The 21145-nt window shown below is 56.7% G+C and carries 17 protein-coding genes and 1 other RNA gene; 12 read left to right on the top strand and 6 right to left on the bottom strand.

What is annotated here, in order from left to right:
- The first annotated feature begins 10 nt into the window (after positions 1–10).
- Entirely contained in the window at positions 11–1186 is a 1176-nt protein-coding gene (locus tag ACNKU7_RS03345) for a type III PLP-dependent enzyme (protein ID WP_418295543.1), read from the top strand.
- Between the two features lie 77 nt (positions 1187–1263).
- Here ACNKU7_RS03345 and dnaJ read toward each other — a convergent pair whose 3' ends face one another.
- The 3 genes from dnaJ to grpE all read right to left on the bottom strand — a co-directional run bounded on the left by dnaJ (position 1264) and on the right by grpE (position 5186).
- Complete coding sequence (dnaJ, locus tag ACNKU7_RS03340) at positions 1264–2388, bottom strand: molecular chaperone DnaJ (protein WP_418295542.1); 1125 nt, start codon at positions 2386–2388, stop codon at positions 1264–1266.
- 142 nt (positions 2389–2530) lie between these two features.
- The gene (gene dnaK / locus ACNKU7_RS03335) at positions 2531–4462 is read right to left on the bottom strand and encodes a molecular chaperone DnaK (RefSeq protein ID WP_418295541.1); all 1932 of its coding nucleotides are present in this window, start codon (positions 4460–4462) and stop codon (positions 2531–2533) included.
- 130 nt (positions 4463–4592) lie between these two features.
- Complete coding sequence (gene grpE, locus ACNKU7_RS03330; RefSeq protein ID WP_418295540.1) at positions 4593–5186, bottom strand: nucleotide exchange factor GrpE; 594 nt, start codon at positions 5184–5186, stop codon at positions 4593–4595.
- 291 nt (positions 5187–5477) lie between these two features.
- Here grpE and recN point away from each other — a divergent pair, with 291 nt between their 5' ends.
- Together recN and ACNKU7_RS03320 are read left to right on the top strand one after the other, a co-directional pair.
- Positions 5478–7130 carry a DNA repair protein RecN gene (gene recN / locus ACNKU7_RS03325; RefSeq protein ID WP_418295539.1) on the top strand — a complete coding sequence of 551 codons (1653 nt, stop codon included), beginning with the start codon at positions 5478–5480 and terminating at the stop codon, positions 7128–7130.
- A 140-nt stretch (positions 7131–7270) separates the two neighbouring features.
- Positions 7271–7864, top strand: coding sequence for a 1-acyl-sn-glycerol-3-phosphate acyltransferase (locus ACNKU7_RS03320; protein WP_226663397.1), 594 nt, complete (start codon positions 7271–7273; stop codon positions 7862–7864).
- Between the two features lie 116 nt (positions 7865–7980).
- Here the strand turns inward: ACNKU7_RS03320 and fur are convergent, their stop codons facing one another.
- Complete coding sequence (fur, locus tag ACNKU7_RS03315; protein WP_418295538.1) at positions 7981–8391, bottom strand: ferric iron uptake transcriptional regulator; 411 nt, start codon at positions 8389–8391, stop codon at positions 7981–7983.
- Between the two features lie 320 nt (positions 8392–8711).
- Here fur and ACNKU7_RS03310 point away from each other — a divergent pair, with 320 nt between their 5' ends.
- Positions 8712–9059, top strand: coding sequence for an outer membrane protein assembly factor BamE (locus ACNKU7_RS03310; RefSeq protein ID WP_418295537.1), 348 nt, complete (start codon positions 8712–8714; stop codon positions 9057–9059).
- 8 nt (positions 9060–9067) lie between these two features.
- Here ACNKU7_RS03310 and ACNKU7_RS03305 read toward each other — a convergent pair whose 3' ends face one another.
- Both ACNKU7_RS03305 and ACNKU7_RS03300 read right to left on the bottom strand, forming a co-directional pair.
- Positions 9068–9406: an RnfH family protein gene (locus ACNKU7_RS03305; protein WP_418295536.1), complete on the bottom strand. Its 339-nt coding sequence runs from the start codon at positions 9404–9406 to the stop codon at positions 9068–9070.
- Positions 9403–9843: a type II toxin-antitoxin system RatA family toxin gene (locus ACNKU7_RS03300; RefSeq protein WP_418295535.1), complete on the bottom strand. Its 441-nt coding sequence runs from the start codon at positions 9841–9843 to the stop codon at positions 9403–9405. Before ACNKU7_RS03300 ends, ACNKU7_RS03305 begins: the two co-directional genes overlap by 4 nt.
- A 183-nt stretch (positions 9844–10026) precedes the next feature.
- On the opposite strand from ACNKU7_RS03300, the gene ACNKU7_RS03295 reads away from it, so the two are divergent.
- The 8 genes from ACNKU7_RS03295 to ACNKU7_RS03260 all read left to right on the top strand — a co-directional run bounded on the left by ACNKU7_RS03295 (position 10027) and on the right by ACNKU7_RS03260 (position 20558).
- The gene (locus tag ACNKU7_RS03295; RefSeq protein WP_418295534.1) at positions 10027–11454 is read left to right on the top strand and encodes a sodium-dependent transporter; all 1428 of its coding nucleotides are present in this window, start codon (positions 10027–10029) and stop codon (positions 11452–11454) included.
- Between the two features lie 9 nt (positions 11455–11463).
- Positions 11464–11943 (top strand): SsrA-binding protein SmpB, encoded by a 480-nt coding sequence (smpB, locus tag ACNKU7_RS03290; protein WP_418295533.1) that lies wholly within the window; start codon positions 11464–11466, stop codon positions 11941–11943.
- Between the two features lie 72 nt (positions 11944–12015).
- Positions 12016–13362, top strand: coding sequence for a sodium-dependent transporter (locus tag ACNKU7_RS03285; RefSeq protein WP_418295532.1), 1347 nt, complete (start codon positions 12016–12018; stop codon positions 13360–13362).
- Between the two features lie 168 nt (positions 13363–13530).
- Positions 13531–14916: a 23S rRNA (uracil(1939)-C(5))-methyltransferase RlmD gene (rlmD, locus tag ACNKU7_RS03280; protein WP_418295531.1), complete on the top strand. Its 1386-nt coding sequence runs from the start codon at positions 13531–13533 to the stop codon at positions 14914–14916.
- A 122-nt stretch (positions 14917–15038) separates the two neighbouring features.
- Positions 15039–15427, top strand: a transfer-messenger RNA (tmRNA) gene (ssrA, locus tag ACNKU7_RS03275).
- 522 nt (positions 15428–15949) lie between these two features.
- Complete coding sequence (locus ACNKU7_RS03270; protein WP_418295530.1) at positions 15950–17011, top strand: metallophosphoesterase family protein; 1062 nt, start codon at positions 15950–15952, stop codon at positions 17009–17011.
- Positions 17012–17107: 96 nt separating this feature from the next.
- Positions 17108–17734, top strand: coding sequence for an integrase arm-type DNA-binding domain-containing protein (locus ACNKU7_RS03265; protein ID WP_418295529.1), 627 nt, complete (start codon positions 17108–17110; stop codon positions 17732–17734).
- A gap of 295 nt (positions 17735–18029) precedes the next feature.
- Positions 18030–20558, top strand: a complete 2529-nt coding sequence (locus ACNKU7_RS03260; protein WP_418295528.1) for a TonB-dependent receptor — start codon at positions 18030–18032, stop codon at positions 20556–20558.
- Positions 20559–21145 lie beyond the last annotated feature (587 nt).

The raw sequence follows: 21145 nt of genomic DNA, 5'->3' as shown, positions 1-21145 counted from the left end.
GGTAATTAATGTGAAACACCGATTAAAACAGGCCATTGAATCCGTGGCTTCTGCATCGCAGCCTGTCTGCGCATATATTTACGATTTGGCAGATCTCCAGCGGCACATCGCAGCCATGCGTTCAGTAATGCCGGAAAATACGCAGCTGTACTACGCCGCAAAAGCCAACCCAGACCGCAGGATCCTCGCAGCACTTGCCCCCTGGGTGGAAGGCTTTGAAGCGGCGTCCGGAGGCGAGCTCGATTGGCTTTATGAAACCCACCCGGAGATGTCACTGATTTTCGGCGGGCCGGGGAAACTGGAAAGCGAACTTGCCAGTGCTCTGGACAAGCAAGTCGAATACTTTCATGTTGAAAGCCTCACCGAGTTGCACAGGCTCGCTCAGCTCAGCACGCAAAGAGACCAGCAGGTTCCCATTCTGTTACGAATGAACATTCCACTGGAAGGGATCGCCCTCACCAAGCTCGCCATGGGCGGCAAGCCCAGTCCTTTCGGACTCGATCCGCAGGATCTGGACAACGCGCTCGCCCTGATCCGCGACAATCCGGGGCTGTCACTGCAGGGGTTTCACTTCCACATGATGTCACATCAATTGTGTGCAGATTCCCATCTCCAGTTGATTGAGCTTTACTTCTCCACGTTCCGACGGTGGTGTGAAGGATATGGTTTGCACTTGCCAATACTGAATGTCGGCGGCGGCATGGGAATAGACTATGGCGAACAGGCAAATCATTTCAACTGGGAGAGATTCTGCCGGGGGCTGGCAGTATTGATGGACGAAGCAAACCTGGGGGATGCCAAGGTACGCTTTGAGTGCGGCCGCTTCATTACCGCGGCCTGTGGTTACTACGTGATGGAAGTATTAGATATCAAGCACAATCACGGGGAGTACTTCGCAATCGGGCACGGCGGCACCCACCATTTTCGTACACCGGCGGCGCAATCCCATGACCATCCATTTTTTGTGCTGGAAGGCCGCAAACGGGGTAAGGCCATTAGTCACGAGTCCGTTACACTCGTCGGGCAGCTTTGTACACCAAAGGATGTGCTGGCGGCACGGCAACCGGTTAACGAACTGGCTATCGGGGACTATCTGGTATTTCCTCTGGCCGGTGCATACGCGTGGAATATTTCACATCAGAATTTCCTGATGCACGCACCGCCACAGGTATGCTATCTGGACTAGCGCAATAGGCGTTGCAGCCATTCCTCGCGCCATAAAAAAACCCGGCAAGTTTGCCGGGCTTTTTTATAGGTGCTGAGTTACAGCTTCATATCACCAAAGAAGTTTTTCACGCCTTCAAACCAGCCGGTCTGGCGCGGAGAATTTTTCTTTTCGCTGAGCGTGCCGGCAAATTCTTCCAGCAGTTCTTTCTGCTTGGTGGTCAGGTTAACCGGGGTTTCCACCACCACCCTGCACAGCAGGTCACCGGGTGCGCCACCTCGTACGGGGGTCACCCCCTTGCCGCGCAGGCGGAACAGTTTGCCGGTCTGGCTCTCTGCGGGGATCTTGAGCTTGACCTTGCCGTCCAGGGTCGGCACTTCCATTTCGCCGCCCAGGGCTGCAGTCACAAAGCTGATCGGCACTTCACAGTAGAGGTTTTTGCCATCGCGCTGGAACAGCTCGTGCTCGCGCACCATTACCTGTACGTACAGGTCGCCGGCCGGTCCGCCGTCGGGTCCAGCCTCGCCTTCGCCAGCAAGACGGATACGGTCACCGGTATCCACACCCGGCGGCACCTTGACCGACAGGGTCTTGGTTTCCTCGACGCGGCCACGGCCATGGCAGCTGCCACAGGGATCGGTGATCACGGATCCGCGCCCGCGACAGTTAGGGCAGGTCTGCTGTACGGAGAAAAAGCCCTGCTGCATGCGCACCTGGCCGGCACCACCACAGGTACCACAGGTTTGCGGCTTGGAACCGGCCTTGGCACCGGAGCCGTGACAGGTACCACAGTTGGCCAGGGTCGGGACCTTGATCTTGACCGTGGTGCCGCGCACCGCATCTTCCAGGTCCAGCTCCAGGTCATAGCGCAGGTCGGAACCGCGCTGCGGGCCGCGGCGGCCGCCACCGGCGCCGCCGCCAAAGATATCGCCGAACACATCACCGAAGATATCGGAGAAGCCACCAAAGCCGCCGGCACCACCGTGCCCGGCCTGGCCATCAACGCCCGCGTGACCGAACTGGTCGTAGGCCGCGCGCTTTTGCGGATCGGACAGGACTTCGTAGGCCTCGTTGGCTTCCTTGAATTTGTTCTCCGCCTCTTTGTCGTCAGGGTTGCGGTCCGGATGGAACTTCATGGCTACCCGGCGGTAGGCCTTTTTCAGTTCTTTCTCGTCCGCACCCTTGGCTACACCGAGGATTTCATAGTAATCGCGTTTGGACATAACTCTGTGTGTTCTTTTTTAACTGCATAAGGCGCGAAACCCCTCACCGGACTTCCGCGCCTTTTTTATCCCCCCCTGCAGGGGCCAGCGTGCTGGCCCCTGCATCAGAGGGCGAAGACAAGTGGGTGATACTCTTGATGAGTTACTTGTCTTCTTTCTTGTCGTCTTTGACTTCTTCGAACTCAGCGTCCACGGCATCGTCACCACCAGACTGGGCCTGTTCGGCCTGCTGGGCAGCCGCTTCACCGGCTTGCGCCTGCTCCGCGTACATCTTCTGTGCTACCGGGCCGGAAGCTTCGGTCAGCTTGGTGGTTGCCGCTTCCATCGCTGCCTTGTCGTTGCCTTTCACCGCTTCTTCGGCTTCGGCCAGGGCTGCGTCGATCGCGGCTTTCTCTTCCGCGGTCGCCTTGTCGCCGGCTTCTTCCAGGGTCTTGCGGGTGGCAGAGATCAGGCCGTCGAGGGTATTGCGGGTGGTTACCAGCTCCTCGAACTGCTTGTCCGCTTCGGCGTTGGCCTCGGCGTCGCGCACCATTTTTTCGATCTCTTCATCGGACAGACCGGAAGAGGCCTTGATCACGATGGACTGCTCTTTGCCAGTCGCCTTGTCTTTGGCGTGCACGTGCAGGATACCGTTGGCATCGATATCGAAGGTCACTTCGATCTGCGGCATGCCGCGCGGTGCCGGCGGGATGTCGGCCAGGTCGAAACGACCCAGGGACTTGTTCTGTGCCGCCTGCTTGCGCTCACCCTGCACCACGTGAATGGTCACGGCAGTCTGGTTGTCGTCTGCGGTGGAGAACACCTGGGACTTCTTGGTCGGGATGGTGGTGTTCTTTTCGATCAGCGGAGTCGCCACGCCACCCATGGTCTCGATACCCAGGGTCAGCGGGGTTACGTCCAGCAGCAGTACGTCTTTCACGTCGCCGCCCAGTACCGCACCCTGGATCGCAGCGCCAACGGCAACCGCTTCGTCCGGGTTCACGTCTTTACGCGGCTCTTTGCCGAAGAATTCGGTTACTTTCGCCTGTACCAGCGGCATGCGGGTCTGGCCGCCCACCAGGATCACCTCGTCGATACCGGAAGCAGACAGGTCCGCGTCCTGCAGGGCGATTTTTACCGGCTCCAGTGAGCGGGTAACCAGGTCTTCCACCAGGCTCTCCAGCTTGGCGCGGGTCAGTTTTACAACCAGGTGCTTGGGACCGGTGGCGTCTGCAGTGATGTACGGCAGGTTCACTTCGGTCTGCTGGCTGGAAGACAGCTCGATCTTGGCTTTTTCCGCGGCTTCTTTCAGGCGCTGCATGGCCAGGGGATCGCCCTTCAGGTCGATGCCCTGATCTTTCTTGAACTGCTCGGCCAGGTAGTCGATCAGGCGCAGGTCGAAGTCTTCACCACCGAGGAAGGTGTCACCGTTGGTGGACAGTACTTCAAACTGCTTCTCGCCATCGACGTCAGCGATTTCGATGATGGAGATATCGAAGGTACCACCACCCAGGTCGTATACCGCGATGGTGCGGTCGCCACCGGCCTTGTCCATGCCGTAAGCCAGTGCCGCAGCCGTCGGTTCGTTGATGATGCGCTTCACATCCAGACCTGCGATACGGCCGGCGTCTTTGGTAGCCTGACGCTGGGAGTCGTTGAAGTAGGCCGGTACGGTGATTACCGCTGCGTCCACTTTCTCACCGAGGAAGTCTTCCGCGGTTTTCTTCATCTTTTTCAGTACTTCGGCAGAGATCTGCGGCGGTGCTTTTTTGTCGCCCTTCACTTCTACCCAGGCATCGCCGTTGTCGGCTTCAACGATGGAGTAAGGCACCATTTTGATGTCTTTCTGCACAACGTCGTCTTTGAACTTGCGGCCGATCAGGCGTTTGACGGCAAACAGGGTGTTGGTCGGGTTGGTCACCGCCTGGCGCTTGGCTGACTGACCTACCAGTACTTCGTTGTCATCAGTGAACGCGACGATGGAAGGCGTAGTGCGATCGCCTTCAGCATTCTCGATTACGCGAGCCTTGTCGCCGTCCAGTACCGCCACACAGCTGTTGGTAGTACCCAGGTCGATGCCGATGATTTTACCCATTTGTCTGATTCCTCACTTGGCTGCGCGCGCCGGCTCTGTGCCTGGTGCTGCGCGGTTGTATTCGGTTGTTTGCTTATATTGGTGCCGCCGTCTTGTTTTCAAGGGCGGCACCGCAGGTTTTATCGCCCTGTTACGGCGCCTTGCTGACGACGACCATCGCCGGGCGCACCAGGCGACCGTTCAGGCGGTAACCCTTCTGGAACACCTCGAGAACAGTATTCGGCTCGACGTCACCATTCGGAACCTGCGCCATGGCCTGGTGCAATTCCGGATCGAAGGGCTCGCCAGCGGGATCGATGGTTTCCACGCTGTATTTGCCAAGGGTGTCGAGGAAAGACTTGTGGGTCAGCTCAATTCCCTCGACCACGGACTTGTGGGCCTCGTGCTCACTGTCGATGGTGGAAAGTGCGCGCTCCAGGTTGTCCACGACGGGCAACAGGTCTTTCAGCAACTTCTCCACCCCAAACTTATGGGCCTTTTCCACGTCCTGCTGGGCGCGGCGGCGGGCATTCTGCACATCCGCCTGGGCACGCATAACCATGTCCTTGTGCTCCGCCAGCTGCTGGTGCAAGGAAGCGATTTCCACTTCCAGCGCACTCTCGCCAGTCAGCTCTTCCTGCAGAGCCTCTTCCGCTGCGTGCTGCTCTTCCGCACTCGGGTTTTCTACTTCCGCGGCCTGCTCGCCGGTCTCAATCTGCTCTTCTTCGCTGCGCTCTTTGGCCACTGCTCTCTCCGTCTGTGTCCGTGGGCTACTGCCAATAAAGTCGAAATAGTTAGGCCGGCCCCACACGGGTGCCGGCTCTGCCAATGCTCAGCTATATGGGGGCACCCGCCAGCACTTCAAGTAAGGACACCCAATACGTTTTCTCCAGCGCCCCCGGCAGCCGGGTATTCCGCTCCGCCGCCCTGGGGATTAAGCGACTGACACACATTCAGGCCCCGCAGTGATTGAAAGTCCGACACCAAATACTGTATAAACAACCACTATCCGAATGGCCATAGAAGCTATTTTCATATGTTGCTGCACCTGTCTATCAGTCAGTTCACCCTGGTCGACCAGCTGGAGCTGGAGTTCGGCCCCGGCACCAGCACCCTTACCGGTGAGACCGGCGCGGGCAAATCCATCACCCTGGATGCCCTCGGCCTCGCGCTGGGCGACCGTGGCAACGCCGAACTGGTTCGCGCTGGCGCCAACCGCGCCGATATTCACGCCACATTCGATATCAGCGCGCATCAGGACGCGCGCGACTGGCTGGAAGAGCAGGAGCTCGATGCCGGGCGCGAAGTGATCCTGCGTCGCACCATCGGCGCCGACGGGCGCTCGCGCGCCTATATCAACGGCCAGCCGGTCACTCTGATGCAACTGCGCACCCTCGGTGAGCAGCTGATTGATATCCACAGCCAGCACGAGCACCAGTCACTGCTGAAGAAGGAAACGCACCGGCGCCTGCTGGACGAATATGCCCACGCCGAGGCGCAGGGCGCCGAAGTGCGCATTCACTTCAAGACCTGGCAGGATCAGTACCGCCGCTACCGCAAACTGGCGGACAGCGCTGAGGAAACCCAGGCCCGCCGCAACCTACTGGAATACCAGCTCGAAGAACTGGATCAGCTGGCCCTGAAACCCGGGGAACTGGAAGAACTGGAAAGTGAGCAGCGCCAGCTGGCCAATGCCGGGGACATCCTGAGCGGCAGCTACCAGCTGGCCGCCTTGCTGAATGGTGGCGAGGGCGATATTGCCGAGCAATTGCACCGCGCCCTGCAGCTGGTCAGCGCGATGCCGGAGCAGAGCCCGGCGCTGGTCGATGTGGCGCAAATGCTCGACAGCGCCCGCATCCAGGTCGATGAAGCCGCCAGCACCCTTTCGCGCCACATCGACCGGTTTGAAATGGATCCGGAGCGGCTGGCGGAAGTCGAGGAGCGCCTGTCGGCAATTTACTCCATTGCCCGCAAGCACCGGGTTCAGCCCGACCAGCTGCCCGAGCTGCAGCAGCAATGGCAGCAGGAACTGGACGAAATCGGCGCGCCCGATGCCCTCGACAAGCTGGCCGCGGAATGTGAACGGCTGGAACAGCAGTTCCGCAAGAGCGCCGCCAAACTGACCAAGCTGCGATCGGCAGCCGCGCTGAAGCTGGCCGAAGCAGTCAATGCCCAGCTGGCGGATCTGGCCATGCCCCACGCCCGTGTGGAGCTGGCGCTCACTACGCTGGAGAAGCCCGCTGCCAGTGGCCTCGAGGAAGTTGAGATACTGATCTCCACCAACCCCGGGCAACCTGCGCGGGCGCTGGGCAAAATTGCCTCCGGCGGCGAACTGTCCCGGGTCAGCCTGGCCATACAGGTGGTTACCGCACAGACTTCCCGCACCCCCACCCTGGTGTTCGATGAAGTGGATGTGGGTATCGGCGGCGCCACCGGCGACGTGGTCGGCCGCCTGCTGCGGCAACTGGGCGAGCGCGGCCAGGTCATCTGCGTTACCCACCTCGCACAGGTCGCGGCCCGCGCCCACCGGCAATACCTGGTGGAGAAGCACAGCGATGGCGAGGCGGCTTTTGTCGCATTGCGCGAACTCAAGGACGCAGAGCGCAGCATCGAAGTTGCCCGCATGCTGAGCGGCGAACCCACACCACAGTCGCTGGCCCACGCCGAGGAAATGCTGAGCCGTGCCTGAGCGGTCACAGAAAAACCGCCGGTAATACCCGCCACAGACCGAAATTGACCGAAAGCGGCAGTAGATTCACTTTATACTGCCGCGCCTTTGTTCAGGATCCCGGGACTACAATCCGGGAAAGAAGTTAACTCGGTTACAGCATGCAAATTACCATCTTCAACACCCCCATCCTCACTCCCGCCCTGCGCCTGGTCGCACGACTGCTGCTGAAACTGCACGGCTGGAAGGTCGTGGCAGACGAGCGCGCACTCAAGCTGAAGAAGTATGTGCTTCTGGCAGCGCCGCACACCTCCAACTGGGACGGCTACTTTTTCATACTCGCGGCCCTGAAACTCAAGGTGAACCCGCAGTGGATGGGCAAGGACAAACTGTTCAAATTCCCCCTCGGCCATACCATGCGTTGGTTTGGCGGCATCGCGGTGGATCGCAGCAAGGCCAACAATCTGGTGGAAGCCACGGTGAACCAGTACAACGAGCGCGAAGAGCTGGTAATTGCAGTGCCGCCGGAGGGTACCCGCGGCCGCGCCGAGCGCTGGAAGACCGGCTTCTACCACATCGCCCGCGGTGCTGCGGTGCCGGTGGTGTGTGGCTTTATCGACTTCTCCAAGAAGGAAGCTGGCCTGGGGCCAGTAATGGAGATGGGTGAGAACCTGGCCAAGGAACTGGCGCGATTCGGCGCGTTTTATGCCAGCAAGGTCGGCAAGTACCCGGACGACTACACCGCGCCAATCTGAAACGGCGCCAATCTGAATCGATGCGATTAAATTACAACCAGTAAAAAACGTCGCGAACAAAAAAGGGTGGCCATGGCCACCCTTTTTTTGTTCTTTTATTGATCAGCGCTTGATGATCAACCTTCCTTCTTCTTAACGTAGAGCACCAGGCTGTGGCCGGTGAGCTCGTAGCCGTGCTCTTCGGCGATCTGGTGCTGCAGCTCTTCGATCTTTTCGTTGTGAAATTCGATGACCTCACCGGAGTCCGTGCACACCATATGGTCATGGTGGTCGCCGCGATCCAGCTCGAACACCGAGTGGCCACCATCGAAGTTGTGGCGTATGACCAGGCCTGCACTCTCAAACTGGGTCAACACCCGGTAGACCGTAGCCAAGCCCACATCCTCGCCTGCCTCAAGCAGCATCTTGTACACATCTTCCGCACTCAGGTGCTGCTCGCTGGCGTTCTCCAGCAGTTGCAGAATTTTGACTCGCGGTAGGGTGACTTTGAGGCCTGCTTTACGCAGTTCCTGATTTTCATTCGACATGGGTAATTGCTTTCCGGGTATGTATGCTCGTATTCAGTGGCCCGCGCCTGTCGGCTGGCGGACAGTTCGGGTATTATCCACGCACAGTGAAGGCAGCGGAACCCCAGTTAACAATCAGAGCAGATTGTCTGATTGGTCACAAAACTCATTAAACCGGGGGACGTGAGCGGGTCTCAGGCACCTTTCTTGGGGAACACTGTCTCAGAGAGCGCGGTGCAGACTGTCCTGGCAAGCCCCATGATCGGGGGGCAGGCGAGAACAGAAGCTATGCTGTCCCGGACAAAGTTGGATCGAAATAAAAATTCAAGATGGAGCACTCAATGCCATCAGTTGTAAGAATTCTCGCGGTGGCTGGCCTTTTCAGCCTGATTAGCGGCTGTAGCCTGTTCAAATTCCCCGGCGTACACCGTATCGAGGTGCAGCAGGGCAATATCATTACCCAGGAAATGGTTGACCAGCTCAAGCCCGGCATGACCCGCCGCCAGGTGCGCTTCGTACTCGGCACCCCGCTGGTGGAAGACACCTTCAACCCAAACCGCTGGGACTACATCAACCGTGTGCGCAGCCCCAAGGGCGAAGAGACCCAGAAGCGGTTTACCGTGTACTTCAACGGTGAAATGCTGATGGCTACCAGCGGCGACTGGCAGCCCGCCGGCTGGCCGCGCTAAACCACAGGTTACTCTGCGCTGCTCTCCCGAGCCTGGCGCTTCGCTTTTTCCGCCCGCTGCTTGCGCGCCTCTTTCGGGTCTGCAATCAGTGGGCGATACACCTCTACCCTATCTCCCGGCTGCAATACATACTCCGAGGCTACCGCCAGCCCCTTGGTACCCAGTGCCTGCCCGAAAATCCCAAGCTTGGCGGTCTGGGGATCCACTTCAGGGTACTCCTTGGGGACACCAGACAGCTCCAGTGCCTGTAACGCGGTTGTACCCGGCTCCACCAGCAGGCTAATCAGGCGCTGTTCGTGCGGCAGCGCATACACCACTTCCACAGCGATGGTTTTCTGGTTTGTCATGAAGCAACTCCATAGATCTGTTTGGCCCGCTCGCACATGGCGTCCACCATCTGGTTGGCAATACCGCTGAACAGCTTCCCTGCCGCGGCGCCCAGCAGCCGATTCTTGGCACTGAAACTCAGGGAGAAGGCCACTTTACAGGCATTTTCCGCCAGCGGCGTGAAGGTCCAGGCACCGTTGAATTCACTGAACGGCCCGTCCACCAGCACCAGATCCATGCGCTCGGGGCGGTGCAGTGTATTGCGGGTGATAAAACTCTGGCTGATTCCCGCACGCGCCAGATCCAGCCGCGCCTCCAGCGTATTGTCATCCCGTTGGAGAATTTCAGCGCCACGGCATCCGGGCAGGAACTGGGGATAGCTCGCCACGTCATTTACCAGGTCGAACATTTGCTCCGCACTGAACATCACCAGCGCGCTGCGTTCAATATTTGTCATTGATCAAACCTTGCCCGACTTCAGCAGCTTTCTTGCCTATCCTGTGAGGCATAAGGCCATTTTGGACAGCGGCGCTACTCAAGGCGGGTAATTCCTGCAACAATCGGTCTTTCGCTGACGGATCGGCCACGCCGCCCGCTCAGCGCACTCTGGCGACAAGAATAACAGGCAAGTGAGAAAAATATGTCCGCTCCAAGAGAACATTTTGGCTCCCGCATCGGGTTCATCCTGGCCGCAGCCGGCTCCGCCGTGGGCATCGGCAACCTCGTTTCCTTCCCGGTGGCGGCCACCAAGAGTGGAGGCGGCGCCTTCCTGCTGGTGTATGCACTGTTCGTTTTTCTTATCTGCCTGCCGGTCATGATGGCCGAACTGGCACTGGGGCGTAAATCCGACAAAGACCCCGTGGGCGCCTACCGCCAGCTCTCCGGCGGCTCGCGCCTGTGGCGCATCCCCGGCTGGATGGCACTGATCACCCCGTTCATGATCGCGGTGTTCTATATGGTAGTTACCGTCTGGGTGCTGGGATACCTGGTGGAAATCTTCAAGGGCAACCTGACCGGTCTCACCACCGAGGCCTATTTCGGCGCCTTCATCAACTCCAACGCAGTCTTCGTCTATCTCATTGCGCTGATGATCATCATCAACGGCGTACTCGCCATGGGGGTAAAAGACGGTATCGAGCGCGCAGCCAAGACCCTGATGCCCATCCTGTTCGTGATGCTTCTGATACTGGTACTGTTTGTACTGACCCGCGAGAATGCGGTGCTCGGCCTCAAGTACTACCTGATCCCGGACTTCGCCAAAATCTCCCCGGAAGTCGTCAGCAAGGCGATGGCACAGGCTTTCTTCTCCCTGTCGCTCGGTATGGGCATCATGATCACCTACGGCTCTTACATGAAGAAGCGGGATTCGATCCCGGGCTCCGCCAAAGCCGTGGCACTGACCGATACACTGGTGGCGTTTACCGCCGGCCTGCTGATCCTGCCCAGTATCTTCCACTTCAACCCGCAGATTGACCCGGCGACCCTCAGTGATTCTTCGGCCGGCATGATTTTCCTGTTCCTGCCCAAGATATTCCTCTCACTGCAGGACAGCATCGGCTACATCGGCGCGAGCATCGTGGCGGCGACCTTCTTCTTCCTGGTTCTGGTAGCAGCCCTGACCTCACTGGTGTCCATCATTGAAGTGCCTGTCGCCACCCTGCGCGACGAGCGCGGCATGAGTCGCAAGAAAGCCATCTATGCCATTGCCGCCGTCCAGCTGGTTCTGGCTATCGCCTGCGCCATGTCATTCGGCATGTCTGGCCCGCTGACGGAACTGATCAGCATCGGCGGCGCCAACAAATCCTTCTTCGACTTGGTAGAAATCCTGTTTTACGACACCATACTGCCTCTCAACGGGTTCCTGGTCTGTATCTTTGTGATTTACAAATGGAAGAAGGCCAACCTGGATCGCGAGCTCCAGGAAGGAGACAGCAGTTTCGCCGGCTCGCTGTCGCAAAAATATGTAAACTTCGCCCTCGGAACCTTTATCCCGGCGATCCTGCTGCTGGTATTTATCAACACCGTGCTGTTGAAGTTCTTCAATACCAGCCTGCTGAATCTTATTTAAGTTGTACCTATGGCAAAAAAGAAAAAGGCACCGGCCTCAAACACCATCGCCCTCAACAAGAAGGCGAAACACGATTACTTCATCGAGGAAAAGTTTGAGGCAGGACTGGAACTGCAAGGCTGGGAAGTCAAATCCTGCCGCGAAGGCAAGGCCCAGCTCACCGACAGCTACGTGCTGTTCAAGGATGGCCAGGCCTGGCTGCTGGGTTCGCGTATCCAGCCGCTTGCCAGCGCCTCCACGCATTTTGTGACCGAACCGGATCGCACCCGCCGCCTGCTGCTGAACAAGCGCGAGATCGCCAAGCTGGTGGCGGCCGTCAACCAGAAGGGCTACGCCTGCGTGTGTACCGCGCTCTACTGGAAACAACACCTGATCAAGTGCGAGATCGCGCTGGCCAAGGGCAAGGCCTCCCACGACAAGCGTGAGACCGCGAAAGAGCGTGACTGGAACCGCGAGAAGCAGCGCCTGGTGCGCACCGAGCACCGCTAACCAGCGACTGGCGAACGCTTATTCACCAAGACCGAAATTCTATTCACCAGAACAATAATTACAGGATTTTTCATGAGTGCTCCGCGAGGACAATTCAGCTCCAACTTCGGTTTCCTGATGGCCGCAGCCGGTTCTGCCGTCGGCCTCGGTAATATCTGGGGCTTCCCCACTAACGTGGCCGCCAACGGCGGTGCTGCATTCGTTGTGGTGTACCTGCTGCTGGCCTTTATGCTGGCCTACCCGGTACTGATGGCCGAGCTCTCCATCGGCCGCCACGCCCGGCGCAATATGGTACAGGCCCTGCGCGGCATCTCGACCGGCCCGGTCAGCCGCGGTGTGGGTACCATTGCCGGCTTTAGTGGCATTCTGGTGGCATCGCTGATTCTCAGCTTCTACGCCATCGTTGCCGGCTGGATGGTTGCGCATCTTGCAGATCCCTTCGCCACCCTGTTTGGCGCCGAGCAGACGGCCAACTGGCTGACCGGCGACAGCACCGCGCGCAACTTTACCTTCACCGCAATCTTCAGTGGTCTCACCATGCTTATCATCGCCAGTGGCGTTGAGAAAGGGATCGAGCGCTGGTCTACCCTGCTGATGCCGGCGCTGATCATCCTGCTGCTGATGCTGATTGCTTACGTACTCTTCCAGCCCGGCGCCATGCGGGGCCTCGAAGCCTACCTGATCCCGGACTTCAGCAAGCTGTCGCCGGAACTGCTGCTCTCCGCCATGGGCCAGGCCTTCTTCTCCCTGTCCCTCGGCGTCGGCACCATGCTGATCTACGGCTCCTACCTGAGCAAACAGGAAAGCCTGCCGCGCCTCGGCGCCCTGGTGACCCTGATCGACGTGGGCATTGCCTTCACCGCTGGCCTGCTGATCCTGCCCGCCATGTACGTGGCCCAGGAAGCCGGCACCCAGATCTACTCCGAAGCCGGCGAACTGATCGCCGGCCCCGGCCTGATCCTGCAGGTTCTGCCGGCCCTGTTTGACAGCATGGGTACCTCTGGGCTGTTCGTCGCCATCGCATTTTTCGCACTGATGGTCATCGCCTCCCTGACCTCGTCCATTTCCATGCTGGAAGTGCCGGTGGCGTTCACCATCGAAAACCTCGGCATGCAGCGCCGCCCGGCGACACTGATGATGGGCCTGGTCATTTTTGCCATCAGTACCGTGATCATCTTCAATTTCGAAGCGCTGTTTGGCCTGGTGATCTCCATCGCCACCGAATACGGCCAGCCGCTGCTCGGCGTGGTGCTGTGTGTGTTCGCCGGCTGGATCTGGAATCGCGACCAGTTGCTCACCGAAATGAAGGAAGGCCACACGGAGATCGAGCAGACCCTGTTCTGGAAAATCTGGCCCTGGTACGTACGCATCGCCTGCCCGCTGCTGATCCTCGCCGCGTTCGCCCAGACCGTACTCTGACCTCTTTGCGACCGCAGGAATCCCTGCGGTCGCCTCTCCCCGCACCCCCGGCACCGCTACAGCTGCCACCCCTCTCTTCCCATCCCGGCGCCAGCAAGCGCGCATTTCTGCCCCCGGCGGATTATCATTGGCGCGACCATTCCGCTGTAAAACAGAACCCATTAGTCCATGCGATCCAAACGTCCGCCCTTCCCCACTGCCAGCAAGTCCCGCAAACCCGTTCCGCCCAAGCGCGGCGGCAAGCCGTCTACGAGCACGCCCACGGTCACCATCGACGCACTCAGCCACGAAGTGCGCGGCATTGCGCGGGTGCAGGGGAAAACCCTGTTTGTGGATAACGCCCTGCCCGGGGAGACCGTCAAGGTTCGCTATCTGGCCAACCGCGCCAAGTTCGACGAGGCCGTGGCCACGGAGATCCTGGAAAGTGCGCCCGAACGCCAGTCACCGCCATGCCCGCACTTTGAGCTGTGCGGTGGCTGCGCCCTGCAGCACATGCAGCCACAGGCCCAGATCGCGGCCAAAGAGAAGATCCTGCTGGATCAGTTGCAGCGCTTTGCGGATGCGCGCCCGGATGAGGTGCTGCCGCCCCTGACCTCAGACACCTTCGGCTATCGCCGCAAGGCCCGCATCGGCGTGCGCTTCGGTCGAGAGAAAGGCCGTCGCGGACAGTTGCTGTTTGGCTTCCGGGAAAAGCGTTCCAACGACCTCACTGATATCCAGCAATGCCCCGTGATGCCCGCCGAGTTTTCCGGGCAGATACCGCAACTGCGACAATTGCTGGAAGACTGTGACGAGGCCCGGCATATCTCCCATATCGAAGTGGCCATGGGCGAAGATGCCATCGCCCTGGTCGTGCGGCACCTACAGCCGCTGCCGGAAAGTGACCTCGCCCGGCTGCTGGATTTCGTGCGCGAACGCAGCTGGCACCTCTACCTGCAGGCGGATGAGACAGCCCAAAAGGTCTTCCCGGAAGACGGCGCCGAGCGCCTGCACTATCAGCTGCCCGAGTTCGACCTCACCCTGCAGTTCCACCCGCAGGACTTCGTGCAGGTCAATTTCGACATCAACCGCCAGATGGTGCACCGCGCCGTCGAACTGCTGGACGTACAGCCGGACGAGCGCGTGCTCGACCTGTTCTGCGGCCTCGGCAACTTCACCCTGCCGCTGGCCAAGCGGGCAAAGGAAGTCATTGGTGTGGAGGGCGCAACCGAGCTCACCGCACGCGCGCGGGAAAACGCCGAGCTCAACCGAATAGAGAACGTACGCTTCCAGGGCGCCGACCTCACCGCCGACTTTGCCACCAGCCCCTGGGCCCGCGGCGGCTTCGACAAAGTGCTGCTGGATCCACCCCGCACCGGCGCGCTGGAACTGGTGCGCAATATCGCCCGCTTCAATCCCAAGTGCATCGTCTACGTGTCCTGCAACCCGGCCACCCTGGCGCGCGACACCGCGGAACTTATCCAGCGCGGCTATCGTCTAACCAAAGCAGGAGTGATGGATATGTTCCCCCACACCACCCATGTGGAATCCATTGCCCTGTTTGAACGCGGGTAACCAAAGGGTCATAAATTTGTACCGTCACCCTATGGTGGCCACAGACCTTGAGGTATACTCCGCGTCACGCAAATGCGTTTCGTAGTGACCAGCTTGCAGACACTGCTCGCTGCGCCGATTCCGGGGATGACTTGGATTCGACGTTGGTTGCGAAACCATGGGTGCATGCCGTGAGGGTAGCGAATCACGTAAATCCAAAGCTGCATTTTATTAGTTGCCAACGACGACAACTACGGTGCCCAACTGGCTGCGTAAGCAGCCCGTGATGCACTACTAAGGGTTCGCCCCTTAGCGGCCTTCAGCAAGGTTCCAGTACCGCGCTGCTGGCTGTCATACAGAACTGGATCGCCCTGAAGCGTGCCTGACGCGGATGGACTAAAACTTATTCAGGCTCGCTCTTTACGTCCTGCCCGCTGGGCTGTAGAGAGCTAAATCAATAGGCGGATCTAAGCATGTAGAGCCTCTGGCAGAGTGCTGACGGACGCGGGTTCGACTCCCGCCATCTCCACCAAATTAAAAAGGCCCGTTACCGCAAGGTAACGGGCCTTTTTAATTTGGCGAGCTGTCGCGAGTGGAACGCTTAGCGAGGGTTCGATCAACGCGCAACGCGCGTTAAGACGGCCGAAGGGCCGCCCCGAAGGGGTGAGGTGCAAGCACCGAATCACTCCCGCCATCGGACGATCAGCGACCACTCAAGTTGCATCAAATATCTGGGCTGAAGGATATTCCTGCCATAACTTTACACTGACCCCAATTATTCAACGCCAGCCTTGACACCTCCCACCACCTAGCTTTGCCCGCACCCATCGAAAACCTGCTATCACTCACTTGGAGTATTACGGCATACCTGAAAGCGCGGCTAATTCACAAGTATTACCAAGAGCACTACGAGCATTGGCGATACGGTAAAAAAGCAATGGCTCTGTGATATGGCCGGAGCCAGGCGCGACGATGATCCGGCCGGCGACTTAACGCCGGGGTTAGCCGAACATACCCGCTCGACGACGCAGCAAGAGTAAGGACTCTAAAAGACATGAAGCTTTCCTCAGCATGTATTGCAGTCGCCCTCACGATATTCTCTACAAACCTCTGGGCCGAGGAAACAACGAGCGGCTTCTCCTACGATAAGGAACGACTTCCCGGGGCAAAGCCCTGGACATCTCAGCCGATACAGAATGATCCCGCCGAGTTCCAGTTCGTCGTCATCGGCGACCGGACCGGGGGAGCCAACCAGGAAGGCACTTTCAAACTCGCCATCAATCAACTCAATCTGTTGCTGCCCGAGTTTGTCATCAATGTCGGTGACCTGATCGAGGGATATAGTGATGACAAGGCGGAACTGAATGCCGAGTGGGATGAAGTCGACGAGATGTTGAGCAAGCTCAAAATGCCGTTCGTCCGCACGCCAGGCAACCACGACATCGCAAACAAGACCGCACAGCAGGTCTGGAAGGATAGGCATGGCGCCACCTACTACCACTTCGTCTACAAGGACGTCCTGTTCATGGTTCTTGATAGCGAGGACCCGCCCCGTGCGGCGCCCGAGGGTATGAAGGATAAACTGGAGCTTTACAACAGGTTGCAGGTCGAAGACCCGGCCAAGGCCAGGGAGATGCTGGCAGAGTTTATGGCCGACGAGGCGGTTGTCGCCGCCCTCGGTAAGCCAGTCGAGTTTGGTGACGAGCAAATGGCATGGATCAAGAAGACACTCGCTGACAACCCGGACGCTCGGTGGACATTCCTGTTCCTCCATGAACCCGCTTGGGAAAATGCGTCTGCTAGCTTCAAGGCGATCCAGAAAATTCTCAAGGCGCGTAAGCATACATTTCTCGCCGGTCACCTACATTACTACGACTACGATTTATTCGATGGTTCCGAGCACATCACGATGGGCCCCGCCGGTGCCTCTTTCCACCAAGAAGGACCCGGCAACGTGGATCACATCATGTGGGTGACCATGACCAAGGAGGGCCCCCAGATAGGAAATATCGCCCTCAAGGGAATCTTTGACCGCAAAGGCCTCGATCCAGAGTTGTTCGGCGCCTATGACCGCAAGGGCGCCGATAAGGAAGCGAAGCCCAAAAAGGACGAATGATTTGGACAGGCTAATGATGAGAATGAACTAACTGAAAGCCGCACCTATACGAGCACATTGCTCAAGCGGTGGGGTTATTTGTGGGGTTAGCTGACCATGCAGAGCAAAACCACAGATAATACGGCGCCTACAAAGAACTATTCGACTCCCGCCATCCCACCAACACCAGGATCCAAGACAACCGTTGAGCTCCGTGAAAGCCGCCAACCACTTAGGTTAGCGGCTTTTTTTTATACCGTTAAGCATCGTCAAGCTACTGTAAAAACCGCGACCTTTAGGCGCAGCATTAGGAACATCAATGCACCCCTCAACTCAGTGTTCCTATACCACAGGTTACCCAATGGCGCGGACAACCTAGCCCTTGCCAATACCGAGACCAAACAGGCCAAGCCCCGTGTGAAGGAGTACAACCTTGTCGATGGCAACAGTCTGCGCCTGCGGGTAAAGCCGAACGGTTCCAGGCTTTGGCTACTCAACTACTACCGACCCCACACCAAGAAATGCGCCTACCTGAGTCTCGGCACCTACGCTTCCGTCTCATTGGCTGCCACCCGCAAGGCCATACTGAAAGCCTGGAGACTATCAGCGCAGGAAGTCGACCCGGCTGAACGCCGGCGGCGGCTTGCGATTATCGCAGGGGATGCCCTCCAGACTAGCTTTCAGCAGGTTGCCACAGACTGTTTTGAGATCCATCGCTCTAAGGCGTTTGACAACCACGCATAGGACATCAGGCGCACTACCCTCTGCCGAGTCGAATGGCAGTCACACACCATGCTACGCCCCCCGGAAACCGCAGGGATACGCTGGGATGAGGTTGACTGGGGACAACAACCCTATATCACACCCGATTTTGGATCACTTTGAAAAACCTGAAAATTGATAAAAATCATATTTTCTATAAATCCAGAATTGGTCTTTCAGGCACACGATAATAGTCTGACCTACAGCTTTGGAATTATTCAAATAAACCACGCCGAATGAAATAAAAATAATACAAACTAATTTTAAGGGCTCTGTAATGAATGTTCGCAATAAATTGTTTTTAGCTGTTGCAACTGTTGCATCAATGCAATCAGCTAATGCATCGGTCAATAGCCAATCTGGCAACATGATCGAAGAGATCACTGTTACTGCACGAAAAAAAGTCGAAAGCTTACAATCAGTGCCTCTAGCAATTGATGCGATATCAGCCAGCACTCTTAAAGAAAAAAATATTCAAGACCTAGAATCCGTCGCCAAGCTGACGCCAGGACTCGTTTTTGATATCGGCTTATTACCCAACGATACACGCCCTGTAATTCGCGGCTTATCCGCAGAGCGTGGGCGCCCTAACGTGGCTGTGCTGGTAGATGGCATTGATATATCCAGCGAAGCTATGACCACCGGCGGTGGCGGTAGCAGTGCCAATGTCGCGCTGATGGACTTAGAAAGAGTCGAGGTCGTCAAAGGACCGCAAAGTGTGCTTTATGGCCGCGGCGCGTTCACAGGTGCCATTAATTACGTCACCAAACGGCCAACTTTCGCACCAGATGTACATGTTGATGTGGATGTGGATCAATACAGCTCCAACAGCACAAAGTTCTCCGCTTCTGGCGGTTTAATTGATAATGTATTGGCAGCTGGTATTAACCTGGCCTATTCAAAAGGTGAAGGAAATTACGAAAACCCCAATACGGGGGGTGAGCTCGGCGGCAGTACAATGTCAGGGGCTGCAATCAGTTTGAACTGGACGCCAACAGATAACCTTTCGGCATTTTCTCGAATAGAATACTCCGAACAAGAATACACATCACGGCCGTTAGTGTTCGTCACAGCACTAAGTAATGCCGTCAGTGATCCATTTTCCGACCCATTTCTGATTGGCAGTTTGGCAAATAATGCCGAGTGGGCTAGCGTTCCAGGAACCAGTGGTTGTGGTGCAACACCCACATATTCAAGTGACTGTCTTCCATATTTATTTGGGGCTATTGGAAAAGGTGCTCAAGAATCTGATATTGATTTATCTCCTGATCCAAATACAGGGAAAGATTACCCGGGCACTAACGTTGAAAACTTTCGCACCCATGCAGAAATATCATGGGACGTTAATGACGACCTGAATGTCACCTCCCTCACCGGTTACAACAAAAATAGTTCTCACATTCAAGAAGATTTTGATGTAACCAATTACACTTTAGTCGCTTACCCCCCGTACGCATCGCAAATTGGATTTTCCAGTGACTCTGACACCAAACACGAACTGGAACAATTTAGTCAAGAATTACGCTTGTCACATAATATCGGCAACTGGGATTGGATGGTCAGCGCCCTTTACTGGCACGAGGAGTTAACCTCAACTCTGGATTCCGCCTGGTGGTTGCGTGACGGCGCCGACTTACCAACCTTACTTCCCTATTTAACGCCCGCAGGCATTAACAACATCAACACCGATCCGAATTTCAAAGTGTCTATCCCAATGTACCGGGAAACCAAGCACACTTCACTGGCAGGATCCGCCGCCTACAGTTTTAGTAACGACATCCGATTAACCCTGGAAGCTCGCTATTTAACGGAAAAAATCGACTACAAAGGTGACGCTGATGAAATCACCATCCAAGGGGCATTTCTCTACCCGTCATTTAATTTAATGACTGAGAGCTCACGGGAAGATGAAGCCTTTTTGCCCCGCATTACACTCGACTGGAAAGTTAGCGATGATGTTTTTGCTTACGGTAATATAGCCACTGGATTTAAGCCCGGCGGTACCGCAACCACGGGTGCCAGCGGTGACATGCGAACAGGCCAATACGATCCCGAGAAGTTGACTGCCTTTGAAATCGGCGCTAAGAGCATGTGGTTAGATGATAGCCTACAACTCAATGGTGCAATTTTTCACAACATTTACACTGATCAACAAATTGCATACAACTACACCAATGACCTCGGCGTGTTGAACAACGCTATTGCTAACGCTGGTGAATCACAAATCACTGGTTTTGAAATTGATGCCCGATTCCAGGCGACAGACAATCTGATCCTCTGGACGGGCTATACATATTCAGATGCTGAATTCAAAGACTTCAATCTCAGCGATGCTATTGAAGGAAAGATAGACGGCTTTGGTCGACCGATTACGGTTTCTACCACCGAAAAACTCGAAGCTGGCAATATTGAGGGTGATTTTTCGGGTAAAACACTGCCATTTTCTGCCAAGCATGCAGCCAATCTGGGCATTCGCTTTGAGGACGACTTGAGCGATGGAATGGATTACTTCATAGAGCTTTCCGGCATGTATCAATCCAAGCGTTTTTATGAAAAAGGCAACCAGAATTGGGTTCCAGAATACTCCGTTTGGGATTTGTCTGCCGGCTTACATGAAGATAATTGGGCGGCTATTCTCTATGTCGATAATGTCATGGATAACGACACACCTCGTTCCGTGATAGGCAATCCCGATTATGGCCACATGCCGTTAACAATGTCAGGCCTGGGTTTGACCTTTGGCGCCAACGTGACTCTGCCTCAACCACGAACTGCAGGCGTTCGTTTTAGCTATCAGTTCCAGTGAGACACTCGATACAATATTGACCCGCTAAAAGTCCAATAAAAAGCCCCGGTGGAGTCATTCACCGGGGCTTTTTTGAGCGTAAACCACGTTAAATTCAATGGCATCTAAAATAATCAAGGCCTGCATAAAAAACTTCTTAAGGTTAATAGATTGTCATCGCCTCTGTTCTTCGTTTATCGAATCGCCACTAGTTTCCTAGACTCCTTTCCGTTAGATAAACTGGCTAAAATGGGGTGTACATGATCAGTAAGCACCACCCAAAAAATTTAAGATCGAAGCAGTCAAGCAGGTCACTATAGGCGGCCACAGTGTGGCTGATGCGGAATACACCCTGGTTATGACAGATAGGCGGCCCGGTAGAAAATCAGGCAGATCTTCGTGGCTGAAGACTACTCCTATTGCGACCTCTACGACCAGCCGAACCTGTAGCGCTGTCTATGGCTGAGATCCTGCCGTTTTTCGAGCGGCGCCTTTTATGTTACGCCAGTTGTAAAAGCAGCCGGATAATCCACCCAAAGCACTCGCCCCATAAAGCCTGCGGACGCGGGTTCAATCAGAGCGCCCCGTGCGCCAAGACAGGCGAAGAC

It is taken from the genome of Microbulbifer weihaiensis, from assembly GCF_048323715.1.
Lineage (GTDB): Bacteria > Pseudomonadota > Gammaproteobacteria > Pseudomonadales > Cellvibrionaceae > Microbulbifer.
Note: the sequence above shows the minus strand (reverse complement) of the source record. Positions and strands in the feature narration are given on the sequence as shown.

Excerpts from the sequence above, each read along its gene's own strand:
- dnaJ (WP_418295542.1), bottom strand. The coding sequence starts at position 2,388 with ATGTCCAAACGCGATTACTATGAAATCCTCGGTGTAGCCAAGGGTGCG.
- dnaK (WP_418295541.1), bottom strand. The coding sequence starts at position 4,462 with ATGGGTAAAATCATCGGCATCGACCTGGGTACTACCAACAGCTGTGTG.
- recN (WP_418295539.1), top strand. The coding sequence starts at position 5,478 with ATGTTGCTGCACCTGTCTATCAGTCAGTTCACCCTGGTCGACCAGCTG.
- ACNKU7_RS03320 (WP_226663397.1), top strand. The coding sequence starts at position 7,271 with ATGCAAATTACCATCTTCAACACCCCCATCCTCACTCCCGCCCTGCGC.
- fur (WP_418295538.1), bottom strand. The coding sequence starts at position 8,391 with ATGTCGAATGAAAATCAGGAACTGCGTAAAGCAGGCCTCAAAGTCACC.
- ACNKU7_RS03310 (WP_418295537.1), top strand. The coding sequence starts at position 8,712 with ATGCCATCAGTTGTAAGAATTCTCGCGGTGGCTGGCCTTTTCAGCCTG.
- ACNKU7_RS03305 (WP_418295536.1), bottom strand. The coding sequence starts at position 9,406 with ATGACAAACCAGAAAACCATCGCTGTGGAAGTGGTGTATGCGCTGCCG.
- ACNKU7_RS03300 (WP_418295535.1), bottom strand. The coding sequence starts at position 9,843 with ATGACAAATATTGAACGCAGCGCGCTGGTGATGTTCAGTGCGGAGCAA.
- ACNKU7_RS03295 (WP_418295534.1), top strand. The coding sequence starts at position 10,027 with ATGTCCGCTCCAAGAGAACATTTTGGCTCCCGCATCGGGTTCATCCTG.
- smpB (WP_418295533.1), top strand. The coding sequence starts at position 11,464 with ATGGCAAAAAAGAAAAAGGCACCGGCCTCAAACACCATCGCCCTCAAC.
- ACNKU7_RS03285 (WP_418295532.1), top strand. The coding sequence starts at position 12,016 with ATGAGTGCTCCGCGAGGACAATTCAGCTCCAACTTCGGTTTCCTGATG.
- rlmD (WP_418295531.1), top strand. The coding sequence starts at position 13,531 with ATGCGATCCAAACGTCCGCCCTTCCCCACTGCCAGCAAGTCCCGCAAA.
- ACNKU7_RS03270 (WP_418295530.1), top strand. The coding sequence starts at position 15,950 with ATGAAGCTTTCCTCAGCATGTATTGCAGTCGCCCTCACGATATTCTCT.
- ACNKU7_RS03265 (WP_418295529.1), top strand. The coding sequence starts at position 17,108 with ATGCAGAGCAAAACCACAGATAATACGGCGCCTACAAAGAACTATTCG.
- ACNKU7_RS03260 (WP_418295528.1), top strand. The coding sequence starts at position 18,030 with ATGAATGTTCGCAATAAATTGTTTTTAGCTGTTGCAACTGTTGCATCA.